Below are 22166 nucleotides of genomic sequence, written 5' to 3' on the forward strand. Positions count from 1 at the left end.
ACTCGCTAAATCGACATGGCAGAAGCTTTCAAGTTCGAACTGGTCTCGCCGGAGCGCCTGCTGGTTTCCGCAGAGGTCGAGGCAGTCGTCATTCCGGGTGCGGAAGGCGAGATGACTGTCATGGCGCATCACGCACCGGTCATGACCACGATCAAGCCGGGCGTCGTCACGGTGAAGGCCGCATCGGGCGGTGAAGAGCGTTACGTCGTCTTCGGCGGTTTCGCCGACATCGTTCCGGCCGGCTGCACGCTGCTGGCGGAATCGGCTGTCGCGGTGAAGGATGTCGACCGCGCCGATCTCGCGCGCCGCATCCAGGAAGCCAGGGAAGACGCCGCCGACGCCAAGGACGATCGGTCGCGCACGAAGGCCGAACAATTCCTCAGCCAGCTCACCACGCTGGAAGGCGCCATCCTGCCGGCTTGAGGCTGGCACCAGTAGTCGACTGAAAAGCGGGGCCTTGCCTCGCTTTTTTGTTTTTAAATGCCCAATGCCGCGAAGGCCTGAGCCGGTCCGCCACGGCGCAACTGCTCGAGATGGACGGCCGCAAGGTCCATCAATCCTGGCCGTTCAGGCGCCCCGGTCGCGAAGCCGGCGAGATCGAACACTGCCGCGACGGTTTCGGCAGCGGGCAGATTCCGGTCAATGATCGCCGTCATCGGCATGTCGAGCGGGTCGGTAAAATGGCCGTCGGGCAGGGATTTGCCGCGCGCTTCGCAGGCGGCGATCCAGGCGGCAACCGCCAGCATGAGATGTCCGGGCGCGGCGCCTGAATGGAGGCGCTCGATCGCGGAGGCCATGATGCGCTGCGGCAGTTTCTGGCTGCCGTCATTGGCGATCTGCGCGGTGCGGTGGGCAAGTGCTGTGTTGGAGAAACGCTGGGCAAGCTCTGCCGTATAGCTCGCGGTATCCAGCCCGGCATCGGTGGGCAGCGTCGGGATTGCCTCGGCCCACAGCGCATCGACAAAGCGCCTGATCGCCGGATCGGCGAAGGCGCGGTCGACGGTGGCGTGTCCGCTGAGCAGGCCGAGATAGGCAATGGCCGAATGCGCACCGTTGAGCAGTCTCAGCTTCATGTCCTCGAAGGGCCTGACATCCCCGACCATGGTGACGCCGAACTTTTCCCAGGCCGGGCGGCCTGCCGGAAAATTGTCCTCGACCACCCACTGGCGGAACGGCTCGGTCATGACCGGCCAGGCGTCGTCGACGCCGAGCTCGAGAGCGATCCGCGCCCGGTCGGCATCGGTCGTGGCCGGCACGATGCGATCGACCATGCTCGAGGGAAACGCGACCTCGTCGGCGATATGGCCGGCAAGCCTGGTAGCGCCCTTCTCACCGAGGCTGGCATCGCGCAGCGCGGCGAATTCCACCAGCAGCCTGTGTAAGGTCGCCCCGTTGGCAGGCAGGTTGTCGCAGCAGAGCACGGTGAAGGGCTGCAAGCCGGCCGCGCCACGGCGTGCAAGCGCCTCGGCCAGAAAACCGTGCGCGGTCTTCGGCAGATGCGGGTTCGCCAGATCGTGGGCGATGTCAGGGTGGGCTGCGTCGAGCCCGCCGCCGGCGGCCCGCAGATAGGCTTTCTCGGTGATGGTCAGCGTCACGATGCGGGTGCGCGGATCGGTCAGCGCGGCCAGCACGGCGGCGGGATCTTCCGGCGCCACCAGCATCGCGCCGATGGAGCCGATGACATGAAGACTTTCCTCGCCCCCGCTGCGGATCGCCAGCGTGTAGAGCCCGTCCTGCGGCGCAAGCGCATCGCGCGTGTCGGCACTGCGCAGCGACACGCCGACGATGCCCCAATCCGTCTCTCCGGCAGCCAGGCAATCGTCGACATAGGCTGCCTGGTGGGCGCGATGAAAGGCGCCGACCCCCAGATGCACGATGCCTTGCGTGACCGATGCGCGATCAAAACGCGGCACGGCGATCCTGGCCGGCAACGTCGCGATCGTATCCTTCGAAAGACGCCTGTTCATTGCTGTGCGAAGTCCCCGATTGGCCTTTGGGAGCCGCCCCGTAGGGTCGGCGAAGGAGAAACGGCAGCGGCGTAACATCCACTGCCGTCCGGCACAATGGCCGGTTCCCGGGTCAAAGTCATCATACAACAATCCATTTTTTGTATGTTGACATTATTTCCTTGCGACCCTACCGATAACGCCTCATGGGAGGATCACCGTGGCACTGACAGACGCGGATTTGCTGCTTAGCACCGACGCGCGTCCACGCTCGCTCGCCCGCACCGGATGCTGACCGAAATGGCCAAGATTGAGCAGAGATGACAGGCTGGTGATGCGCCGGCTCTGAGTCGGCGCCTTGATTTTTGAAAAAGGGAGGAAGTCATGTTGCATTTTTCGAAATTGACGGCGGCTACATTCGCGTTCGGCTCGCTGCTGATCGGCATCGCCAACGCGCAAACCGTGCTGCGGTCGGCCGACACGCACCCCGACGGCTATCCGACGGTCGAGGCGGTGAAATACATGGGCGAGCTGATCAAGCAGCGTACCGATGGCCGCTATTCGGTCGAGGTCTATCATTCGGCGCAGCTCGGCGAGGAGAAGGACACGATCGAGCAGACCCAGACCGGCGTCATCGACCTCAACCGTGTCTCGATGGGGCCGTTCAACGGCATCGTGCCGGAAACCGCGGTGCCGTCGCTGCCCTACATATTCCGCTCGGTCGAACATATGCGCCATGTCATGGACGGGCCGATCGGCGACGACATCCTGAAAGCTTTCGAGGCACATGACCTGGTCGGTCTGGCCTTCTACGATTCCGGCGCGCGCTCCTTCTACAACACCAAGAAGGACATCGCCTCGATCGCCGATCTGAAGGGCATGAAATTCCGCGTCATCCAGTCGGACGTGTTCGTCGACATGGTCAACGCACTGGGCGCCAACGCCACGCCAATGGCTTATGGCGAAGTCTATTCGGCACTTGAGACCGGCGTCATCGACGGCGCGGAAAACAACTGGCCGAGCTTCGAATCCGCCAAGCACTATGAGGTCGCCAAGCACTACACGCTCGACCAGCACCAGATCGTTCCGGAGGTGCTGGTGATGGCGAAGGCGAGCTGGGACAAGCTCTCGCCGGAAGACCAGGCGATCGTGCGCCAGGCGGCCAAGGACAGCGTCGTCAAGATGCGCGAACTGTGGGACGCGCAGGAGAAGAAATCCCGCGACATCGTCGAAAAGGCAGGCGTCAAGGTCAGCGAGATCGACAAGCAGCCGCTGATCGACGCGATGAAGCCGGTCTACGACAAATACCTGTCGACGCCGGCGCTGAAGGACCTCGCCGCCCGCGTCCAGGCAACCAAGTGAAGTCGGCCGCGGGGCGGGCAATGCACGCCGTCCCGCGCCTTCGTGACCGGCCGGCGATCGGGAGGATCAGATGGCGACAATGACAAGCAGCGCGGCGCCGCCACGGTTCAGCGTCGTGCTTTCGAGGATCTGCGACGGGGCACTCTATCTGGCCGGCATCGGCTTGGTCGCCATGACCGCGCTCGTCGCCTATCAGGTCTTCTTCCGCTTCGTGCTCAATTCGTCGCCGAGCTGGACCGAAACCAGCGCCATCATGCTGATGAACTGGTTCATCTTCCTCGGCGCCGCCGTCGGCGTGCGGGAGAACTACCATATGGGGTTCGACGTGCTGCTTTATATCCTGCCGAAAGGCAGCAAGGGAGCGTTGCGCACGCTGTCCGACCTGATCGCGCTCGGCTTCGGATTCGGCATGGTCTGGTACGGCTGCAAGCTTGTCGGCCTGACCTGGCACACCATCATCCCGGCGCTCGAGCTGCCGGGCGGCTTCGACTATCTGCCGCTGGTCGCCGGCGGCGTGCTGATCTGCCTGTTCTCGGCCGAGCGCATCGCGCTGCGCTGGTCGGGCGTCGATATCGACAAGGACATCAATCTCGAGGACGTGCCGGAGATGCCGGCGGTGCAGGAGGCCTAGATGGAGCTCTGGATCCTGTTCGGCGTCTTCACGCTGCTGATGTTCGGCGGCACGCCGATCGCGTTCTGTCTTGGTGCGGCCTCCTTCGCCACCGTCCTCTATCTCGGCCTGCCGCCCCTGGTCGTGTTCCAGCAAATGAAATCGGGCATGAGCGCGTTCTCCCTGATGGCGATCCCGTTCTTCATCTATGCCGGCGATCTGATGGTGCGCGGCGGCATCGCGCAGCGCATCGTTTCCTTTGCCGGCTCCCTGGTCGGCCATGTCCGAGGCGGTCTCGGCCAGGTCAACATCATCGCCGGCACGCTGTTCGGCGGCATTTCCGGCTCGGCCGTGGCCGAGGCCGCGGCCGTCGGCGGGCTGATGATCCCGCAGATGAAGGCACGCGGCTATGGCGCCGACTATGCCGTCAACGTCACCTCGATGGCGGCGCTGATCGCGCTGCTTTTGCCGCCATCGCAGAACATGATCATCTATTCGATCGCAGGGGGCGGCAAGATTTCGATCGCCGACCTGTTCACCGCCGGCATACTACCGGGCCTTTTGTTCGCCGCCTCGCTGATGGTCACCGCCTATTTCGTCGCCCGCAGCCGCGGCTACCCGGTCGAGGCCTTCCCCGGTTTTTCGCGTGTCGGGCAGCTGGCGCTCATCGCTATTCCGGGACTGCTCTTGATCGGCATCATCTTCGGCGGCGTCCGCTCCGGAATCTTCACAGCGACGGAGAGTTCGTGCATCGCCATTCTCTACGCCTTGCTTGTTACCGTCCTCGTTTACCGTTCGATGGGCTGGAGCGATTTCGTCCACGCCACCAAGGGCGCCGTGCGCACCACTTCGATGGTGCTGTTGATCATCGGTACGGCGGCTTCTTTCAGCTGGCTGATGGCCTATCTCAAAGTGCCGGTGCTGCTGATCGCCGGCATGAATGCGATCTCCACCGATCCGCTCGTCGTGCTGCTGCTGCTCAATGTCCTGATGCTGGTGCTCGGCACCTTCATGGACATGGGACCGATGATCATCATCTGCACGCCGATTTTCCTGCCGCTGGTCACGCATTATGGCGTGGATCCCGTGCATTTCGGCGTCATCACCATCCTCAATCTTGGCATCGGGCTGAACACGCCGCCGGTCGGCACGGTGCAGTTCGTCGCCTGCGCCGTCGGCAAGATCACCGTCTGGGAAGCGATGCGCTCGATCTGGCCGTTCTATGGTGCCGGTATCGTGGTTCTCGGGCTGGTGACGTATATTCCGGCCATCTCGCTCTGGTTGCCGAGCGTGTTCAAATAGAGGACGACATGGCATTGGATAGCGCAGCCGACCTCAGGGTCGAGAGAAAACCCAAACTGTCGGAGACCGTCGTCGCGGCAATCCGCAGGCAGCTTCAGGCCGGCGAGATCCTGCCAGGCCACAAACTGCCGACCGAGGGCCAGTTGACCGAAACCTTCGGCGTCAGCCGCACCGTCATCCGCGAAGCCCTGGCCAAGCTCGCCGCCGACGGCCTGGTCGAGCCGCGGCAGGGTGCCGGCGTCTTCGTCACCGAGCACATCTCGACGATGTTCGGCGCGCTCGCGGCCGATATGGGCAGCAAGGATTCGATCGCGCTCAACGTGCTCGAAGTGCGGCTCGCCATCGAGATCGAATCGGCCGGGCTCGCCGCGATCCGCCGCAACGCGGCCCAGGAGGCGGCGATCCAGGAAGCCTTCTTCGACTTCGAACGGCTGCTGCTCGCCAGCGAGCCGACCGGTCCGGCCGACCTCGCCTTCCATCGCGCCATCGCCAGCGCCACCAACAACCCGTTCTATGTCGAGATGCTCGACGTGCTCGGCCGGCGCGCCATTCCGTGCGACGTGACCTCGCCCTGGTCGACCGAGATTGTGCAGTCCGACAGCTATCAGCGTGGGCTGCAGCGCGAGCATCTGGTGATCCTGAACGCGATCACATCAGGCAATGCCGAAGCCGCGCGCGAGGCGATGCGCACGCATCTCTCGGCCAGCCAGCAGCGCTATCGCGAGCGCCTGCATGCGCGGCAGGTCTATTATTCCGACTCGGTCAAGGCGGCCGGCGGCGAATGATCCATCTCAAGTCAGGACAGCAATGAGCCAGAACCATACCGACTATACATCGCGTTTTGCCATCGACCCCGCCGCCGCCGCGGCCATGGGGACCGACGAGTTGCGCCACAATTTCCACATCGAAGACCTGTTCCAGCCCGACCGCGTCAGCCTGACCTACACACATTACGACCGCATGATCGTGGGCGGCGCGATGCCGGCCGGCGCGCCGCTTCGGCTGGAGGCAATCAAGCCGACCGGAACGAAAGGCTTTCTCGAGCGCCGCGAGTTGATCGCCGTCAATATCGGCGGCGCCGGCACGATCGAAGCCGGCGGCCAGCTCCATGAGCTGCAGGCGCGCGACATGCTCTATCTCGGCATGGGCACGCAGGATGTGTCATTCGCCTCAGTCGACAAGGCGGCGCCGGCAAAGTTTTATCTGCTCAGCGCGCCGGCGCATCAAACCTTTCCCAACCGGCTGATCCGCATCGGTGACGCCCGGCGTCTCGATCTCGGCAGCAAGGAGGCCTGCAATGAACGCTCGATCTTCCAGTTCATCCATGCCGACGGGGCCAGGACCTGCCAGCTCGTCGTCGGGATGACGCAACTCGCGCCGGGCTCCATCTGGAACACCATGCCGTGCCATGTGCACGACCGGCGCATGGAGGCCTATCTCTATTTCGACCTGCCGGAGGCGGCGCGCGTCTTCCATTTCATGGGCGAGCCGGACGAGACCCGACACATCGTCATGCGCAACGAGGAGGCCGTGCTGTCGCCGGGCTGGTCTATCCATTCAGGCGCCGGCACCTCCAGCTATGCCTTCATCTGGGCGATGGCCGGCGACAATGTCGACTATACCGATGTCGATCCGGTGGCGATGGAAGACCTGCGGTGAGCGATCTTTCCGCCTTCAGCCTGACCGGCCGGCGCATCCTCGTCACCGGCGCCAACACCGGCATCGGCCAGGGCATTGCCGTCTCGATCGCGCGCGCCGGCGGCACGGTCGTCGGTGTCGGCCGTTCCTCGATGGATGAGACGGCCGCAAGGATCGCCGCGGCGGGCGGTCGGTTCGAGGCGGTCGCGGCCGACCTTGCCGACACATCCGCCGCAGGTCCGATGCTGGAGCGCGTCTGGGACGAAAGCGGGCCGCTCGACGGGCTGGTCAACAATGCCGGCATCATCCGGCGCGCCGACGCCGTCGATCTCTCGGAAGCCGATTGGGACGAGGTGCTCGACCTCAACCTGAAGACGGCTTTTCTGCTCTGCCAAGGCTTCGCCAGGCGCGTCCTTGCCGGCGGACGCAGGGGCAAGATCGTCAACATCGCCTCGGTGCTGAGCTTCCAGGGCGGCATCCGCGTCGCGTCCTACACCGCCTCGAAGCACGGCGTGCTCGGCATCACCCGGCTGCTCGCCTGCGAATGGGCAGCGAAAGGTATCAACGTCAACGGCATCGCGCCGGGCTATATCGAAACCAACAATACGCAGGCGCTGCGCGCCGATCCCGACCGCAGCGCCTCGATCCTGGCGCGCATTCCGGCCGGCCGCTGGGGCCGGCCGGAAGACATTGGCGATGCGGCGGCCTTCCTGCTGGCGTCGGCGTCGGACTATATGCATGGCGCGGTGGTGCCAGTGGACGGCGGCTGGCTGGCGCGATGAGGATATTGCGATGAGCGAAACGAAAATCTTCTCCCAGGCCGGCGCGGGCGCCTGGACGGCGACGCCGGATGGCAACAGGCGGCGCGTTCTCTTGCACACGGATGAACTGATGATGGTCGAGTTCGCCTTCGACAAGGGCGGCGTCGGCGCCCTGCATTCGCATCCGCATGTACAGGCAAGCTACGTCGCCGAGGGCCGCTTCGAAGTGACCATCGGCGGCCGGACCGAAATCCTCGAGACGGGCGGCAGCTTCATCGTGCCGTCCGGCCTGGTGCACGGTGTCAAGGCGCTCGAGGCGGGCCGGCTCGTCGACAGCTTTACGCCGCACCGGGCCGATTTCCTTGCCTGAGGGGCGGCCATGCGATGAGCGATGGACGCTCGTTTCGGCGCGCTGTTTCCAAATGAAAAACCCGCGCCTCCGGAGAGGCGCGGGTCTGTTGCCTGGGCGCTTGCGCGCCGCGGTACTCGAAACGTGGCCGCAGGAGATGGAGCCTGCCGAATCATGGTGAAGATAGGCTTAACGCGCGGACGCCATGTGATAGCGCCGCCATGTGATCGCGTCGCCGGCGGCGGGCGCCGCACGGCGTTCAAGTGATGTGCCTGAGCAGGCCGAAAAGCCGTTCGAAGGTCTTGCCGTAGGGCGGACGCAGAAGGCTCCCCGCGCTCAAGCGCGACTGCAGGAAAACCGGCTTCACCTTGCTGAAGGTGTGAAAGCCCCATTCCCCGTGATAGGCGCCCATGCCGCTGGCGCCGACGCCGCCGAAGGGCTGGTTCTCCTGCACCAGATGCAGCATGCAATCGTTGATGGTGACGCCGCCGGCGATGGTCTCGTGCAGGATACGTTGCCGGTTGCCGCCGTCTCGCCCGAACCAGTAGAGCGCCAGCGGCCGGTCGGCCCGGTTGACATGGGCGATGGCGTCGTCGATCCCGGCATATTCGAGGATCGGCAGCACCGGCCCGAAAATCTCCTCGCGCATCAGCCGCAGGTCGGGATCGGCGTTCCTGACCAGGGTCGGCGGCAATTTGCGGCCTGCGGCGCCGAACGCCTCGCCGGCCGGGTTGATTTCGGTGACATCGGCGCCGGCGTCGCGGGCTTCCGCGATCATGGCCCGCAGGCGCTGATAATGCCGGTCGCTGACGATGGCGGTATAGTCCGGATTGTCGCGCAGGCTGGGGTAGAGCTTCGCCATAGCCGCCGCGAGTTTCTCTGCCACGATGCCTGACTGTCCCTTGGGCACCAGCAGGTAGTCCGGCGCGATGCAGGTCTGCCCGGCATTGAGGAGCTTGCCATAGGCGACGCTGGCCGCCGCCGCATCGAGGTCGCATGAGGGGTCGAAGATCGCCGGCGACTTGCCGCCGAGTTCCAGCGTGACCGGGGTCAGGTTGGCCGCGGCGGCCAATGCGACCTGGCGGCCGACGGCCGTCGAGCCGGTGAACAGCAGGTGATCGAAAGGCATCGACACGAATGCCTTGCCGACCTCAGCGTCGCCGGTGATGACGCTGAGTTCGTCCGGCGCGAAATGCTCGGCGGCCAGGCGCGCCAGCAGCGCTGAAAAGGCGGGCGTCAATTCGGAGGGTTTGACCAGCACGCGATTGCCGGCGGCGAGCGCCGCGGTGACCGGCGCGACGGCGAGCTGGAAAGGGTAATTCCAGGGCGATACGATGCCGACGACACCGAGCGGCTGCGGGACGAGGCGGTTCCTGCCCGGCAGAAACGGCAAGGTGGTGGCGACGCGGCGTTCCCGCATCCAGCCTGTTAGGTGGGACAGTGCGTGGCGGATGCCGGCCCGCACCACGAACAGTTCGGCAAGGCGGGTCTCATGCGCCGAGCGGCCGCCGAAGTCGGTGTCGATTGCCGCGCAGATGTCGGCCTCATGCCTCTCCGTGAGCGCCAGCAGCCGGGCGAGGCGATCCTTGCGGACATCGAGGCCCGGAAAGGGCTGCGCCTCGAAGGCGGCGCGCTGCTGCTTGAAGCGTTCGCCGAGAGCATCCTGTCTGGTCTGCAGCATCGCTCTCTCCCTGGTCGTCCCGGGCAAGCTTACATCGCAGCACGTGAGAATCCAGCAGGGGTGCTGATGTCGGAAGGGAAGGCACGAATTGGGGCCGGTGGACATGCCACCCCGCGCATCCGCGGATAGCGTTCCGGCGATCTTCGCTTTAAGAACGTTGCCTCAGCCAAACGGGGACCATTGCGAGATGCCAATATCGACGGCGAGCGTTCCGCCGGATGCACCAGACCCCAAGCAACGCGTGTTGAAGGACGTGTTCGGCTTCGACGATTTTCGTCCCGGCCAGGCCGAAATCATGGACGCGCTGCTGGGCGGACGCCATGTGCTGGCCGTCATGCCGACGGGTGCGGGCAAATCGCTCTGCTACCAGGTTCCGGCGCTGGTCCTGGGCGGCCTTGCCATCGTTGTCTCGCCGCTGGTTGCGCTGATGCAGGATCAGGTCGCAGCATTGCGCCTTGCCGGCGTGGCAGCCGATACGATCAACTCCTCGATCGAGCGCGAGGCCAATGTCGCGGCATGGCGCCGTGTCGCCTCCGGCCAGACGCGCCTGCTCTACCTCGCGCCGGAGCGGCTGATGACGGAGCGGATGCTCGACGCGCTGGCCAGGCTCGACGTCAGCCTGATCGCCATCGACGAGGCGCATTGCATCTCGCAATGGGGTCCGGCGTTCCGGCGCGAATATGAGGATCTGTCGCGGCTGCGCTCCATTTTCCCGCAAGTGCCGATCATCGCGCTGACGGCGACGGCGGACGAGGCTACCCGCATCGATATCGAAGCGCGTCTGTTCGCCGGGCGCGCGGAAACCGTGGTGCTGGGTTTCGACCGGCCGAACATCAAGCTTGCCCTTGAGGCCAAGCAGGACAGCAAGCGCCAGTTGCTGCGCTTCGTCGAGCGTCACGCAGGCAAAAGCGGCATCGTCTACTGCCTGTCGCGCAAGAAGACCGAGGAGATGGCGGCCTTCCTCGAGAAGAACGGCGTCACCGCGCTCGCCTATCACGCCGGGATGAGCAAGGAGGCGCGTGAGGCGAACCAAAACGCTTTCATGACGCTCTCCGGCGTCGTCATGGTGGCGACCATCGCCTTCGGCATGGGCATCGACAAGCCCGACGTCGCCTATGTCTTCCACACCGACCTGCCGGGCAGCCTCGAAGCCTACTATCAGGAGATCGGCCGCGCCGGCCGCGACGGGCGGGCAGCCGAGGCGCATATGCTCTACGGGCTCGGCGATATCCGCATGCGGCGCCTGTTCATCGACGACGAAGAATCATCACCTGAGCACAAGAGGCGCGGGCATCGCCGGCTCGATACGTTGATCGGCTATTGCGAGGCGGTACAGTGCCGCCGGCAGATCCTGCTCGGCTATTTCGGCGAACAGGCAGCGCCCTGCGGCAATTGCGACAACTGCCTCGACCAGGCGCCGCGCGCCGATGGCGGAGCGGAAGCGCGGATCATCCTGACGGCCGTCGCGCAGACCGGCGAGCGCTTCGGCGCCGCCCATATCATCGACATACTGCTCGGCCACGAGACGGAGAAAGTACTGGCGAGAGGCCATCAAACGCTGACCAGTTTCCGGGCCGGCGCGGCGCATAGGAAAACGGTCTGGCTGTCGCTTATCCGGCAACTGGTCGCCGGCGGATTCCTTGTGCCGGATCCGGACGGCCATGGCGGCCTCGCCATTTCCGAAAGCGGCCGCGCCCTCGGGCGCGGCGAGGTTGCGTTCCATTATCGCGTCGAGATGCGGGACCCTCTCGCGCGCGGCAGGAAGCGATCCGGGGAAGGCTCCGCCGCCGGCGCCGAGGGTGTGGATGCATCGCTGCTGGGCGCGCTCAAGGCGCTGCGGCTGCGGCTGGCCAAGGAGCGGCAGGTGCCGGCCTATGTCGTGTTCTCCGACCGCACGCTGATCGACATGGCCGAACGCCGCCCGCGCGACCTCGACGCGTTCGCCGAGGTGAATGGCGTGGGAGCGGCAAAGCTTAGGGAATTCGGGGAAATTTTTCTCGCCGCGATTGCCGGGCATCATCCGAATTGAGCTGAACCGGTCGACGCGTCACGCACAGGCTACAGCGGGCAAACTGTCACCCATGTCTCCGGGCTGTACAGGAAGCAGAAATGGCGGAGACAACGAGAGAAAATTCGAACCCGCCCGCTGACTGAACCGATCCTGCGAAGCTCGAAGAGCGAAGCAGGATGGCGGAGAGGGAGGGATTCGAACCCCCGATGGGCTTGCACCCATGCCGCATTTCGAGTGCGGTGCATTCGACCACTCTGCCACCTCTCCGCGGTCATGGTCAGCCGTTGCCGGCGCGGCGCACTAGATAACGGCTGAACGGGCAGGTTACAAGGCCAAATCGGCCGGAAACTCAGCTTGCGTCAGAGGCTGGCCCGGAGCGACGCCGTCCCGACCGCGGTAGACGATGCCGGACACTGCGCCGGCCAGGAAACCGGCCAAGATTTCGAACTCCGATTAACGAGGCATAGGGACGCCAGTCCGGCGGTGCCGGCGACCTCCTGATAGGAATTTTTTCTTGACGGGGTGAAGGCAACTATGGTAGAGATCTGGTTATGGTGCTGAGTTGCGCCAGGGACCCGCCGCACAAGCGGGTTTTTCCGTTCAAGGCTCCATCAACAGCGCGCCGACGAAAGCTCCGAAGGAACCCGTTAGCCCGGATTCGTTGCCCTGAGAATCTGGCCGTTTGCCTTGACTCGCAACAAACCTTCGGTTAGGGACAGCGCGCAATCGGCGTGGAGGGTTCTTCCGCGCCGCTTGTTTTTTGAACCCGCAGACTGACAAAAAGACGGCCGAACCGCCACAGGCGGTTCATCGAGGCCGACCGAACAGCGAAAGGCAAAAAATGTTCGCAGTCATCAAAACGGGCGGCAAGCAGTATCGCGTCGCCGCCAACGATCTCCTGAAGATCGAAAAAGTCGAAGCCAATGTCGGCGATATCGTCGAGATCGGCCACGTGCTCGCGCATGGCGAGGGCGAGAATGTCACGTTCGGCGCACCGTTCGTCGACGGCGCGGTTGTCACCGCCGAGGTCGTCGAGCAGGGCAAGAACCGCACGGTCATCGCCTTCAAGAAGCGCCGCCGCCAGAATTCGCGCCGCAAGATCGGCCATCGCCAGTTGCTGACCACGGTCAGGATCTCCGAGATCCTGCTGGGCGGCGCCAAGCCGGCCAAGAAGACCGCTGCCAAGGCGGAAGCCAAGGCCGAGGTAGCCGCCGACGCGGCGCCGAAGGAAGCCAAGGCCAAGAAGGACGCCCCGAAGGAAGAGGCAAAGGCCGAGACCGCGGCAGCGCCGCTGTTCAAGGCGCCGAAGGGCGAGCCGGACGATCTGACCGTGATCAAGGGCATCGGCCCGGTCGCCGCCAAGGATCTCAACGAACAGGGCATCATCACCTTCGCCCAGCTCGCCAAGCTGACCGAGAAGGATGTGGCCAAGATTGACGAGAACATGCCGTTCAGCGCCGAGCAGATCAAGGACTGGCGCGAGCAGGCCAAGGAACTGGCAAAGAAGTAAGGCGAACCGGCGCGAAACGTCGCCGGATCGGACTTGAAACGGAACGCGAACGCGTTCATAAGACCATTCAAGCGCCCTTGGGCGCATCGGAGTTAGTTAGATGGCACACAAGAAAGCTGGCGGCTCGTCGCGCAACGGTCGCGACTCGCATTCCAAGCGTCTGGGCGTGAAGAAGTTCGGCGGCGAAGCCGTCATCCCGGGCAACATCATCATTCGTCAACGCGGCACCACCTGGCATCCCGGCGTCAATGTCGGCATGGGCACGGATCACACCCTTTTCGCGCTCGAAGCCGGCGCCGTGACGTTCAACAAAAAAGCCAACGGCCGAACCTACGTATCGGTCAACCCGATTACCAAAGCAGCGGAGTAGCCGGTTCCGCACCACAACACCGGCAGCCCATCTCGGGAACCGGTGTCTGGAAGCCAGAAGGTTTGGCAAAGCCAGGAAAAGGATCAGGGGAGATGGGTTTCCATCTCCCTTTTTTCTTGTGCCTGGAGGACTTTGACATGGTTGCCGAAGCGGAAGACTCAGAAGACGAAAGTTATGCGATCGATTGCCCGGTGCTGGTGACCGAGCGGCTGGTGATGCGGGCTCCGCGCGAAAGCGACATCGCGCAATTGGTCGAGCTCGCCGACAACCGTCATGTCGCCGAGATGCTGGCGCGCATGCCGCATCCCTATGGCGAGGCCGAGGCACGCGCTTTCCTGGCCATGACCAAGTCGCGCCGCGCCGGCATCGCCTATGCGCTGACGCTGGCAGGCACTGAAACCTTCGTCGGCTGCGCCGGATTGAACACCACCGACCGCGGACTGGAGCTCGGCTACTGGATCGGAGAACCCTACTGGAAGCGCGGCTTCGCCACCGAGGCGTCGCACGCCCTGGTCGATCTCGCGTTCCAGCGCACAAACATCCAGGTGCTGCATGCCTCGACGCGGGTCATCAATCCGGCCTCGCGCCGGGTGATCCACAAATGCGGGTTCCAGTACGCCGGCCAGGGCATGCTGAACTCGATCGTCGCCGGCCAGGTGCCGGTCGAACGTTACCGCCTCGACCGGAAGACATGGACCAGCCTGCGCAACTGGGTGCATTTTTGATGTGTGCCGATATTCAGGTGAGGCCGGCCTGCAAACGCTGATTTTCTGCGCTTCCGGTGCTCGCGTACTTTAAGTACGCTCCGCTCCGGTTCTCGAAAACCAACGTTTTCGGCTCGGCCTGACCTGAATCTCAGCACACATCGGCGCTGGGCCTCTGGTCAAAGGTTCGGAAAGAATCGTGCATCGATTTGGGCTCAGCCCAGTTCAGCCCATACCGGCAGATGGTCCGAGCCAACAGCCTTTCGGTCGACCCACAGGCGCTTCAGCGACCGGGCAAGCGAGGCGCTGGTGAAGATATAGTCGATGCGCTTGTGGCGGTCGGTATTGCCGGGGTCCTTGGGGTCGACCCAGCTGACGAGATCGTCGCCGGCGACATTGAGGCGCACGGCGGCGTCGACGGCGAAATCAGCGGTCAGCGGCATGCCGAATTCGTGGTCCGGCCGGCCGGCGAGTTCGACATATTCGGGCGATCCGGCCAGCATGTTGAAGTCGCCCATGCCGACGAAGGCCTCGGGGTGCGGCAGTTCCGGCAGGCCGATCTCGGCGACGCCGGACAGCGCGCCGCCTTCAAGCGCATAGTTCAACAGGCGCCGGCGCAGGAACTGGATCTGGCTGGCGCGCTCGACCGGGCTGCGGTGATCGAGATGGATGGAATAGAAGCGGATGAAACCAAGCGGCGTCTCGATCAGCGCCTCCAGCGCGCCGCGCTGGAAGTTCATCATCTCGAAGCTGCGGCTGCGCGGCAGGAGCAGGTTGCGCGACAGATGAATGGGCGTCTTCGACAACACCATGTTGCCGAGCTGGAAGGTGGTGGTGATGGCGCGGCCGTTTTCGATGCGCGAGCCGATATTGGCCTCGAAATTGCTGCCATAGACGGCGAAATAGTCGGGCAGCGCTTCGCCGATCTCGGCGACCATGTCGCGTCCGCCGTTCCTGGGATTGTTGCGGGTGACCTCCTGCAGCGCGATGACATCGGCGCCGCGCACGGCGTCGGCGATACGCCCGACATCGTACTGCCCATCGAGGCCGATGCCGTACTGGATGTTGTAGGTTACAAGCTTCATGCCGACATCTCCGGCCAACCCCACGCGGCCACTGTCACAAAACGGCCTCGCCCTTCGCCGCGCCTTGGTTTAGAGCAAGGCGCAAGGTTTAGAGCAATGCCGCAAGGCCAATAAAGAAACTGCTGTCCGATGAAATTTCTCGATCAAGCCAAGGTCTATGTCCGCTCCGGCGACGGGGGCGCCGGTTCGGTGTCGTTCCGGCGCGAGAAATTCATCGAGTTCGGCGGACCGGACGGCGGCGATGGCGGCCGCGGCGGCGACGTCTGGCTGGAAGCGGTCGACGGGCTGAACACGCTGATCGACTACCGCTACCAGCAGCATTTCAAGGCCAAGACCGGCACTCATGGCATGGGCCGCAACATGACCGGCGCCAAGGGCGCCGACGTCACGCTGAAAGTGCCGGCTGGAACGCAGGTGTTCGAAGAGGACAACGAGACGCTGATCTGCGACCTCACCGTGGTCGGCCAGCGCTTCCTGTTGGCCAAGGGCGGCAATGGCGGTTTCGGCAACCAGCATTTCAAGACCTCGACCAACCAGGCGCCGCGCCGCGCCAATCCGGGTCAGCCCGGCGAGGAGCTCAACATCTGGCTCAGGCTGAAGCTGATCGCCGATGCCGGGCTGGTCGGGCTGCCCAACGCCGGCAAATCGACCTTTCTCGCCGCCGTCACCGCCGCCAAGCCGAAGATCGCCGACTATCCCTTCACCACGCTCCATCCCGGCCTGGGGGTGGCACGCATCGATGCGCGCGAATTCGTCATCGCCGACATTCCCGGCCTCATCGAAGGCGCGCATGAGGGCGTCGGCATCGGCGATCGCTTCCTTGGCCATGTCGAGCGCACGCGTGTGCTGCTGCACCTGGTGTCGGCGCAGGAGGAGAACCCCGGCAAGGCCTACAAGACCGTGCGCGCCGAACTCGAAGCCTATGGCCATGGCTTGACCGACAAGGCCGAGATACTGGCCCTTTCGCAGGTCGACACGCTTGATGCGGATGAGCGCAAGAAGAAGGTCGCGTCGCTGAAGCGCGCCGCCGGCCGTGCGCCGATGCTTCTGTCGGCGGTCACCGGCGAAGGGGTCGAAGCGGTGCTGCGCGCGCTGATGGCGGTGGTAGCCGAAGCGCGCGACGCGATCGCGGCGCCGGTCGACACGCGCTGGGAAAAATAGCATGACCGTGCAGTCGCTGAAGAAATACCGGCGCATCACCGTCAAGATCGGCTCGGCGCTTCTGGTCGACCGCACCGCCGGGCTGAAGCGCGACTGGCTGGCCTCGCTGGCCGACGATATCGCCGTGCTGGCTCAAGGCGGCGCGGAAATCCTGGTCGTGTCGTCGGGCGCCATCGCGCTGGGCCGTACCATTCTGGATCTTGGAAAAAGGGCGCTGAAGCTCGAGGAGAGCCAGGCGGCCGCAGCCGTCGGCCAGATCGCGCTGGCCGGCGCCTGGTCGGATGCGCTTGGCAAGGGCGGGTTGAAATCGGGCCAGATCCTGCTCACGCTTGGCGACACCGAGGAGCGCCGCCGCTACCTCAACGCCCGGGCGACGATCTCGACGCTCTTGAAGATGAAGGCGGTGCCGGTCATCAACGAGAACGACACCGTGGCGACCTCCGAGATCCGCTATGGCGACAATGACCGGCTGGCCGCGCGGGTGGCGACGATGATGGGCGCCGACCTTTTGGTGCTGCTCTCGGATATAGACGGTCTCTACACCGCGCCGCCGGCGCGTGACCCGGAGGCCAAATTCGTCGCGGTGGTCGATCGCATCACGCCTGAGATCGAAGCGATGGCGGGCGCCGCGGCTTCCGAACTGTCGCGCGGCGGCATGCGCACGAAGCTCGACGCCGGCAAGATCGCCACCGCGGCCGGCACCGCCATGATCATTACCTCTGGCACGCGGCTTTCGCCGCTGATGGCGATCGAGCGCGGCGAGCGCGCCACCTTCTTCCGCCCGAGCGCCAATCCGGTGAAAGGCTACAAGAGCTGGATCGCCGGCCAGCTCGAACCGGCGGGAAGGCTGACCGTCGATGCCGGCGCCGTCGGGGCCCTGACGTCGGGCAAGTCGCTGCTGCCGGCCGGTGTGAAGCTGGTCAGCGGCAATTTCTCGCGCGGCGATACGGTGGCGATCCTGTCGCCCGAGGGCCGCGAGATCGCCCGCGGGCTGGTTGCCTATGATGCCGCGGATGCCGTAAGAATCGCAGGCCTGAAGACAACCGAAATCGAAACCGTGCTCGGCTACGAGGCGCGTTCGGCGATGATCCACCGCGACGACCTTGTGGTCAGCCTCGCGGGCGACCAAGTAACGAGCGGAGGATGAGCCATGCTGAAGCTGCATGAAAAATCCCGGAACGATACAGTGGCGACCATGGCCGACCTCGGCCGCCGTGCCCGCGCCGCCGCACGACCGCTGGCCATCGCCACGACAGCCGCCAAGAACGCGGCACTTGCCGCCATGGCGCAGGCGATCATCGCCCGCGAGCGAGCCATACTCGACGCCAATGCCATCGACATCGCGAACGGGCATGAAGCCGGTCTGTCGGCGTCCTCCATGGACCGGCTGAAGCTCAATCCCGCCCGCATCCGCGCCATGGCCGAAGGCATTCGCGAGATTGCCGAACTCGGCGATCCCGTCGGCGACGTGATCGCCAGTTGGGAGCGGCCGAACGGCCTCAGGATCGAACGCGTGCGCACACCGCTCGGCGTCATCGGCGTCATCTATGAGAGCCGGCCGAACGTCACGGCGGATGCCGGCGCGCTCTGCCTCAAGGCCGGCAACCCGGTGATCCTGCGCGGCGGCTCGGATTCGCTGAACTCGTCGTCGGTGATCCACGCCTGCCTGGTCGACGGCTTGAAGGCAGCCGGCCTGCCTCAGGACGCCATCCAGCTTGTGCCGACCACCGACCGCGCCGCCGTCGGCGAAATGCTGAAAGGCCTCGGCGGCAATCTCGACGTCATCATCCCGCGCGGCGGCAAGAGCCTGGTCGAGCGGGTGCAGACCGAGGCCCGGGTGCCGGTCTTCGCGCATCTCGAAGGCATCTGCCATCTCTATGTCGACCGCTCGGCCAAGCTCGACATGGCAGTCGGCATCGCCGTCAACGCCAAGATGCGGCGCACCGGTGTCTGCGGCGCGGCCGAAACGCTGCTGGTCGACCGTGCGGTTGCCTCCACCCACCTGGTGCCGATCCTCGACGCCTTGCGCGCCGCCGGCTGCGAGATCCATGCCGATGCCGAGGTGCTGAAGCTGTTCTTCGACGCCAAGCCGGCGACCGATGCCGACTGGGTCACCGAATATCTCGACGCCGTCATCGCGGTGAAGCTGGTCGACGGTGTCGCTGGCGCAATCGAGCATATCGAGACTTTCTCCTCCCATCACACCGAGGCGATCGTCGCCGAGGACGCGCAGGCGGTGGAACGGTTCTTCAACGAGATCGACTCGGCGATCTTGCTGCACAACGCCTCAACGCAGTTCGCCGATGGCGGCGAGTTCGGCATGGGCGCCGAGATCGGCATCGCCACCGGCAAGATGCACGCGCGCGGGCCCGTTGGCGTCGAGCAACTGACCTCGTTCAAATACCGCGTGCGCGGCTCGGGACAGGTGAGGCCTTGACGCTTTTCGTCCAAAGGGCCTGAAGCTTGCGCCCAGCCACCCCCCTCTGTCCTGCCGGACATCTCCCCCGCAAGGGGGGAGATTGGCTGACATTTTTGGTTTCGCCGATCTTCAATGCTGCAAGATTTGTGCCTTCACCGAAGCTGCTAATCTCCCCCCTTGCGGGGGAGATGTCCGGCAGGACAGAGGGGGGTGCCTAGCGAATGCTTTCCCTGCTTGAGCAACCTATCCCGTCCAGCTACCTCAAAATGCCGCATGCCGGCAAAGGCCTTGCCGTCGGCCTGTTCGGCGGCTCGTTCAATCCGCCGCATGCCGGCCACGCGCTGGTCGCCGAGATCGCGCTCAGGCGGCTGGCGCTCGATCAGTTGTGGTGGATGGTCACCCCGGGCAATCCGCTGAAGAACACGCACGAGTTGGCGCCGCTGGCCGAACGGCTGCGCCTGTCCGAGAAGATCGCCAAGAACCCGAAGATCAAGGTCACCGCCTTCGAAGCGGCGCATCATGTGCGCTACACCGCCGACGCGCTGGCGCTGGTCAAGGCGCGCAATCCCGGCGTCGACTTCGTCTGGATCATGGGCGCCGACAGCTTGCGCGATTTCCACCGCTGGCAGCGCTGGCGCGAAATCGTCATGACCTTCCCGATCGCGGTCATCGATCGTCCGGGCGCGACGCTGTCGTTCCTGTCGTCGGTCGTGGCCAAGACCTTCGACTATGCCCGCATCGACGAAGGCGATGCGCCAAGGCTCGCCCGCATGAAGGCGCCCGCGTGGACCTTCATCCACGGCCCGCGCTCGTCGCTGTCGTCGACGGCTATCCGCGAGCAGGCGAAGGGCTGATCGGTACGCACAGCGCCCTTTCTTCGCAAGGAGGAAGGCAAGTCCGGCAATGTCGCTTTTGCGGCGGCCTTTCGTCATCGAATGGATGATCTTGCGCTGATATGACCACTCTCGTGAAAAGCCAAACCGAAACGGAACCGAGGCACGGCGACACGCCCACGCTGCTGATCGCGATTGCCAGCGTCGTGGTGTCGATGGCGCTGATCGCCATCGGCAACGGGCTGATGTTCGCCTACATCCCCGTCCGGCTCGGCGTGGAAGGCTTCGATCCGACCTGGGCCGGTCTGATCGTCACCGGTCTGTCGGCGGGTGGTCTCGCCGGCTGCATCCTGACCGGACCGCTGGTGCGCAGGGTTGGCCATGCCCGTGCCTTCATGGTGCTGTCGGCGCTGATCGCGCTGTCGAATGCCGCAATCGGCGCCGGGCCGCACCCCCTGTTGTGGATCGCGGCGCGCGCGCTCTACGGCTTTGCAATATGCGGGCTTTTCATCGTCGCGCAGAGCTGGCTCAACGATGCCGTGGCCAATGCCATACGCGGCAGGGTAATGGCCGTCTTCTACGTCGCCTATGTCGGCGGGCTCGGCATCGGCTATGCGACGCTGGCGCTGGTCGACATCAGGACGGCGGATGCATCGCTGATCGGCATAGCCTTCACCGCGCTATCCATCCTGCCCGTCGGGATGACCCGGCTGGCCCAGCCGCCGGCGCCTCAGGCGGCATCGGTGGCGCTGCGCCGGGCCTGGCGGATTTCGCCGGTCGGCGTCGCCGGCATGCTGGCGGTCGGCGGCCTGTCCATGTCGATTTCCGGTTTTGCGCCGATCCACGCCACCGCGAAGGGGTACAGCCAGGCCGACGTGGCGCTGCTGCTTTCGGTGATGCCGCTCGGCACACTGATCCTGCAGGTTCCGCTCGGCTGGATTTCCGACCGTACCGATCGCCGTTATGTGCTGGTCGCGGCATCCGCGATCGCCGCGGCGGCAGGGATGTTTGCGCTCGGCTTCGACGGCGGTACGCTGGCGGTGCTGCTGGTGATCTATGTGATGTGGGACGGCGCCTCGGAATCGATCTACTCGTTGGCCAGTGCGCACGCCGCCGACCGCGCCGGCAAGGACGACATGGTGGCGCTGTCGAGTTCGCTGTTATTTGCCTGGTCGCTGTCCGGCTTCATCGTGCCGGGCATCGTGACCGCGCTGTCGGCCGTCTTCGGCACACAGGCCTTCATCTATGTAACAGTGGTCATCGCCTGCGTCTTCTGCCTGTTCGTGCTTTTGCGCGTGTTCACCACGCGGCCGGTGCCGGCAACCGAAACCGGCAGCTTCGCGCCGATGACGGCGCAGGCGCCACTGCCGGTGGAACTCGCCTTCGCGCCGGACGAACAGCACCGGCACGGGAGCGATTGACTATTGCCGGCGGGTTTCCGGGGCCGGGGCCTGCGGTGGCGGCAGCGGGATCGATATGCGTTCGCGGTCGAACTCCTGCTTGGCCCGCTTGGTGAGGTCGGCCTGGGCGGCGAAGAAATCCGCCGATGATGTCCAGTAGCGCAAGGTGATCGAGACGGTGCTTTCGCCCAATGCTGCGACAAAGGCGGTCGGCGCCGGCTCACGCTTGACGCGGCGCTCGGCGGCGGCGATCGCAAGCAGCGTCTTCTGGGCGCGGTCGATGTCGTTCCAGGAGCCGATCGAGAGGGTGATGTCGCCGCGCCGCACGCCGTTGCGCGAAAAATTGCGCACCGGCTGGTTCCACAGCGTCGAGTTGGGCGCCAGGATGTAGACGCCTTCGGCGCTCCGGAGCTTGGTGGCGAAAAGGCCGATTTCCTCGATCGAGCCGGCAATGGACCCGACTTCGACGGATTCGCCGATGCGGAACGGCCGCAATGCCAAAAGCATGATCCCGGCGGCAATGTTCTGCAGCGTGCCTTGCAGCGCCAGGCCGATGGCCAGGCCGATGGCGCCGATCGCGGCGATGATCGAGGCCGTCTGCACACCGAACTGGCCGAGCACCATGATGACGACGAGGACGAGAATGGCGTAGCGGACGATCTTGGAAAAGAAGTGCCGCAGCGTCTGGTCAAAGCCGTGGATGTGGCCCAGGCCGGCAAAGATTGAGCGCTCGGCAAAGCCGGCGACGATGTAGCCGACAACCAGAAGGATGACGGCGCCGACCGCCGAAAGCGAATAGGAGACAATGAGCGCGCTGAGCTGAGAGAGCCCCGCCTGCACGGTCAGGAGGGCATTTTGCGGGTCGATCGGCATAATGGGATTCCGGTTGATCAATCAGCCGATAACCCCTGCGGAACGCCTGGGTTCCGATCTTTTGCGTGTCGCGCGGAACAAGCGGAGCCTCAATGAGTTCGCATGGAAGCGGGGCTCCGTCTTGAAACTGCAACGGAACTCTGCCTATCTA

General features: G+C 64.8%; 21 protein-coding genes and 1 tRNA gene. 17 read left to right on the plus strand and 5 right to left on the minus strand.

Annotated features, from left to right (window positions below):
• Positions 1 to 15: 15 nt before the first annotated feature.
• Complete coding sequence (locus FJ986_RS25530) at positions 16 to 423, plus strand: F0F1 ATP synthase subunit epsilon (protein WP_140492977.1); 408 nt, start codon at positions 16 to 18, stop codon at positions 421 to 423.
• 53 nt (positions 424 to 476) lie between these two features.
• Here FJ986_RS25530 and FJ986_RS25535 read toward each other — a convergent pair whose 3' ends face one another.
• Positions 477 to 1967 carry a mannitol dehydrogenase family protein gene (locus FJ986_RS25535; protein WP_140676221.1) on the minus strand — a complete coding sequence of 497 codons (1491 nt, stop codon included), beginning with the start codon at positions 1965 to 1967 and terminating at the stop codon, positions 477 to 479.
• 363 nt (positions 1968 to 2330) lie between these two features.
• On the opposite strand from FJ986_RS25535, the gene FJ986_RS25540 reads away from it, so the two are divergent.
• The 7 genes from FJ986_RS25540 (at position 2331) to FJ986_RS25570 (ending at position 7989) form a co-directional block, all read left to right on the plus strand.
• Positions 2331 to 3308 (plus strand): TRAP transporter substrate-binding protein, encoded by a 978-nt coding sequence (locus FJ986_RS25540; RefSeq protein ID WP_140492983.1) that lies wholly within the window; start codon positions 2331 to 2333, stop codon positions 3306 to 3308.
• 79 nt (positions 3309 to 3387) lie between these two features.
• A complete protein-coding gene (locus FJ986_RS25545) occupies positions 3388 to 3939 on the plus strand; it encodes a TRAP transporter small permease (RefSeq protein WP_140628806.1) in 552 nt (183 codons plus the stop codon).
• Positions 3940 to 5220 carry a TRAP transporter large permease gene (locus FJ986_RS25550; protein ID WP_140560745.1) on the plus strand — a complete coding sequence of 427 codons (1281 nt, stop codon included), beginning with the start codon at positions 3940 to 3942 and terminating at the stop codon, positions 5218 to 5220. It begins immediately after the preceding gene.
• 8 nt (positions 5221 to 5228) lie between these two features.
• Complete coding sequence (locus FJ986_RS25555) at positions 5229 to 6005, plus strand: FadR/GntR family transcriptional regulator (RefSeq protein WP_140670687.1); 777 nt, start codon at positions 5229 to 5231, stop codon at positions 6003 to 6005.
• Positions 6006 to 6027: 22 nt separating this feature from the next.
• Positions 6028 to 6879, plus strand: a complete 852-nt coding sequence (kduI, locus tag FJ986_RS25560; RefSeq protein WP_140670689.1) for a 5-dehydro-4-deoxy-D-glucuronate isomerase — start codon at positions 6028 to 6030, stop codon at positions 6877 to 6879.
• Positions 6876 to 7640 carry a 2-dehydro-3-deoxy-D-gluconate 5-dehydrogenase KduD gene (gene kduD / locus FJ986_RS25565; protein ID WP_140670691.1) on the plus strand — a complete coding sequence of 255 codons (765 nt, stop codon included), beginning with the start codon at positions 6876 to 6878 and terminating at the stop codon, positions 7638 to 7640. The genes kduI and kduD overlap by 4 nt, the downstream gene beginning before the upstream one ends.
• A 10-nt stretch (positions 7641 to 7650) precedes the next feature.
• Positions 7651 to 7989 (plus strand): cupin domain-containing protein, encoded by a 339-nt coding sequence (locus tag FJ986_RS25570; protein WP_140676224.1) that lies wholly within the window; start codon positions 7651 to 7653, stop codon positions 7987 to 7989.
• Between the two features lie 238 nt (positions 7990 to 8227).
• On the opposite strand, the gene FJ986_RS25575 is transcribed toward FJ986_RS25570, so the two are convergent.
• Complete coding sequence (locus tag FJ986_RS25575; RefSeq protein ID WP_140676227.1) at positions 8228 to 9649, minus strand: coniferyl aldehyde dehydrogenase; 1422 nt, start codon at positions 9647 to 9649, stop codon at positions 8228 to 8230.
• Between the two features lie 187 nt (positions 9650 to 9836).
• Between FJ986_RS25575 and recQ the strand changes: the two genes are divergently transcribed.
• Positions 9837 to 11678 carry a DNA helicase RecQ gene (gene recQ, locus FJ986_RS25580; protein WP_140676230.1) on the plus strand — a complete coding sequence of 614 codons (1842 nt, stop codon included), beginning with the start codon at positions 9837 to 9839 and terminating at the stop codon, positions 11676 to 11678.
• A 159-nt stretch (positions 11679 to 11837) separates the two neighbouring features.
• On the opposite strand, the gene FJ986_RS25585 is transcribed toward recQ, so the two are convergent.
• Positions 11838 to 11927, minus strand: a tRNA-Ser gene (locus tag FJ986_RS25585).
• A 574-nt stretch (positions 11928 to 12501) separates the two neighbouring features.
• Here FJ986_RS25585 and FJ986_RS25590 point away from each other — a divergent pair.
• From FJ986_RS25590 to FJ986_RS25600, 3 genes are all read left to right on the plus strand, one after another.
• Complete coding sequence (locus FJ986_RS25590; protein WP_140525010.1) at positions 12502 to 13170, plus strand: 50S ribosomal protein L21; 669 nt, start codon at positions 12502 to 12504, stop codon at positions 13168 to 13170.
• A gap of 100 nt (positions 13171 to 13270) precedes the next feature.
• Entirely contained in the window at positions 13271 to 13540 is a 270-nt protein-coding gene (rpmA, locus tag FJ986_RS25595; protein WP_140493012.1) for a 50S ribosomal protein L27, read from the plus strand.
• A 137-nt stretch (positions 13541 to 13677) separates the two neighbouring features.
• A complete protein-coding gene (locus FJ986_RS25600; RefSeq protein WP_140729415.1) occupies positions 13678 to 14265 on the plus strand; it encodes a GNAT family protein in 588 nt (195 codons plus the stop codon).
• A gap of 194 nt (positions 14266 to 14459) precedes the next feature.
• Here the strand turns inward: FJ986_RS25600 and FJ986_RS25605 are convergent, their stop codons facing one another.
• Complete coding sequence (locus FJ986_RS25605) at positions 14460 to 15329, minus strand: endonuclease/exonuclease/phosphatase family protein (RefSeq protein WP_140493018.1); 870 nt, start codon at positions 15327 to 15329, stop codon at positions 14460 to 14462.
• A 129-nt stretch (positions 15330 to 15458) separates the two neighbouring features.
• Between FJ986_RS25605 and obgE the strand changes: the two genes are divergently transcribed.
• From obgE to FJ986_RS25630, 5 genes are all read left to right on the plus strand, one after another.
• Positions 15459 to 16490 carry a GTPase ObgE gene (gene obgE / locus FJ986_RS25610; protein WP_140580121.1) on the plus strand — a complete coding sequence of 344 codons (1032 nt, stop codon included), beginning with the start codon at positions 15459 to 15461 and terminating at the stop codon, positions 16488 to 16490.
• A gap of 7 nt (positions 16491 to 16497) precedes the next feature.
• Complete coding sequence (gene proB, locus FJ986_RS25615) at positions 16498 to 17637, plus strand: glutamate 5-kinase (protein WP_140566918.1); 1140 nt, start codon at positions 16498 to 16500, stop codon at positions 17635 to 17637.
• Positions 17638 to 17640: 3 nt separating this feature from the next.
• The gene (locus FJ986_RS25620; RefSeq protein ID WP_140676233.1) at positions 17641 to 18927 is read left to right on the plus strand and encodes a glutamate-5-semialdehyde dehydrogenase; all 1287 of its coding nucleotides are present in this window, start codon (positions 17641 to 17643) and stop codon (positions 18925 to 18927) included.
• Positions 18928 to 19175: 248 nt separating this feature from the next.
• Positions 19176 to 19763: a nicotinate-nucleotide adenylyltransferase gene (locus FJ986_RS25625; RefSeq protein ID WP_140493506.1), complete on the plus strand. Its 588-nt coding sequence runs from the start codon at positions 19176 to 19178 to the stop codon at positions 19761 to 19763.
• Positions 19764 to 19864: 101 nt separating this feature from the next.
• Positions 19865 to 21163 carry an MFS transporter gene (locus tag FJ986_RS25630; RefSeq protein ID WP_140676236.1) on the plus strand — a complete coding sequence of 433 codons (1299 nt, stop codon included), beginning with the start codon at positions 19865 to 19867 and terminating at the stop codon, positions 21161 to 21163.
• Here the strand turns inward: FJ986_RS25630 and FJ986_RS25635 are convergent, their stop codons facing one another.
• Complete coding sequence (locus tag FJ986_RS25635) at positions 21164 to 22015, minus strand: mechanosensitive ion channel domain-containing protein (protein WP_140670702.1); 852 nt, start codon at positions 22013 to 22015, stop codon at positions 21164 to 21166.
• Positions 22016 to 22166: the final 151 nt, after the last annotated feature.

Origin of the sequence: Mesorhizobium sp. B1-1-1 (assembly GCF_006442955.1) — a bacterium.
In the GTDB taxonomy this organism is placed as follows: domain Bacteria; phylum Pseudomonadota; class Alphaproteobacteria; order Rhizobiales; family Rhizobiaceae; genus Mesorhizobium.

Bases quoted from the DNA above. Each gene is read 5' to 3' on its own strand.
- FJ986_RS25530 (WP_140492977.1), top strand. From the start codon at position 16: ATGGCAGAAGCTTTCAAGTTCGAACTGGTCTCGCCGGAGCGCCTGCTG.
- FJ986_RS25535 (WP_140676221.1), bottom strand. From the start codon at position 1,967: ATGAACAGGCGTCTTTCGAAGGATACGATCGCGACGTTGCCGGCCAGG.
- FJ986_RS25540 (WP_140492983.1), top strand. From the start codon at position 2,331: ATGTTGCATTTTTCGAAATTGACGGCGGCTACATTCGCGTTCGGCTCG.
- FJ986_RS25545 (WP_140628806.1), top strand. From the start codon at position 3,388: ATGACAAGCAGCGCGGCGCCGCCACGGTTCAGCGTCGTGCTTTCGAGG.
- FJ986_RS25550 (WP_140560745.1), top strand. From the start codon at position 3,940: ATGGAGCTCTGGATCCTGTTCGGCGTCTTCACGCTGCTGATGTTCGGC.
- FJ986_RS25555 (WP_140670687.1), top strand. From the start codon at position 5,229: ATGGCATTGGATAGCGCAGCCGACCTCAGGGTCGAGAGAAAACCCAAA.
- kduI (WP_140670689.1), top strand. From the start codon at position 6,028: ATGAGCCAGAACCATACCGACTATACATCGCGTTTTGCCATCGACCCC.
- FJ986_RS25570 (WP_140676224.1), top strand. From the start codon at position 7,651: ATGAGCGAAACGAAAATCTTCTCCCAGGCCGGCGCGGGCGCCTGGACG.
- FJ986_RS25575 (WP_140676227.1), bottom strand. From the start codon at position 9,649: ATGCTGCAGACCAGACAGGATGCTCTCGGCGAACGCTTCAAGCAGCAG.
- recQ (WP_140676230.1), top strand. From the start codon at position 9,837: ATGCCAATATCGACGGCGAGCGTTCCGCCGGATGCACCAGACCCCAAG.
- FJ986_RS25590 (WP_140525010.1), top strand. From the start codon at position 12,502: ATGTTCGCAGTCATCAAAACGGGCGGCAAGCAGTATCGCGTCGCCGCC.
- rpmA (WP_140493012.1), top strand. From the start codon at position 13,271: ATGGCACACAAGAAAGCTGGCGGCTCGTCGCGCAACGGTCGCGACTCG.
- FJ986_RS25600 (WP_140729415.1), top strand. From the start codon at position 13,678: ATGGTTGCCGAAGCGGAAGACTCAGAAGACGAAAGTTATGCGATCGAT.
- FJ986_RS25605 (WP_140493018.1), bottom strand. From the start codon at position 15,329: ATGAAGCTTGTAACCTACAACATCCAGTACGGCATCGGCCTCGATGGG.
- obgE (WP_140580121.1), top strand. From the start codon at position 15,459: ATGAAATTTCTCGATCAAGCCAAGGTCTATGTCCGCTCCGGCGACGGG.
- FJ986_RS25620 (WP_140676233.1), top strand. From the start codon at position 17,641: ATGCTGAAGCTGCATGAAAAATCCCGGAACGATACAGTGGCGACCATG.
- FJ986_RS25625 (WP_140493506.1), top strand. From the start codon at position 19,176: ATGCCGCATGCCGGCAAAGGCCTTGCCGTCGGCCTGTTCGGCGGCTCG.
- FJ986_RS25630 (WP_140676236.1), top strand. From the start codon at position 19,865: ATGACCACTCTCGTGAAAAGCCAAACCGAAACGGAACCGAGGCACGGC.
- FJ986_RS25635 (WP_140670702.1), bottom strand. From the start codon at position 22,015: ATGCCGATCGACCCGCAAAATGCCCTCCTGACCGTGCAGGCGGGGCTC.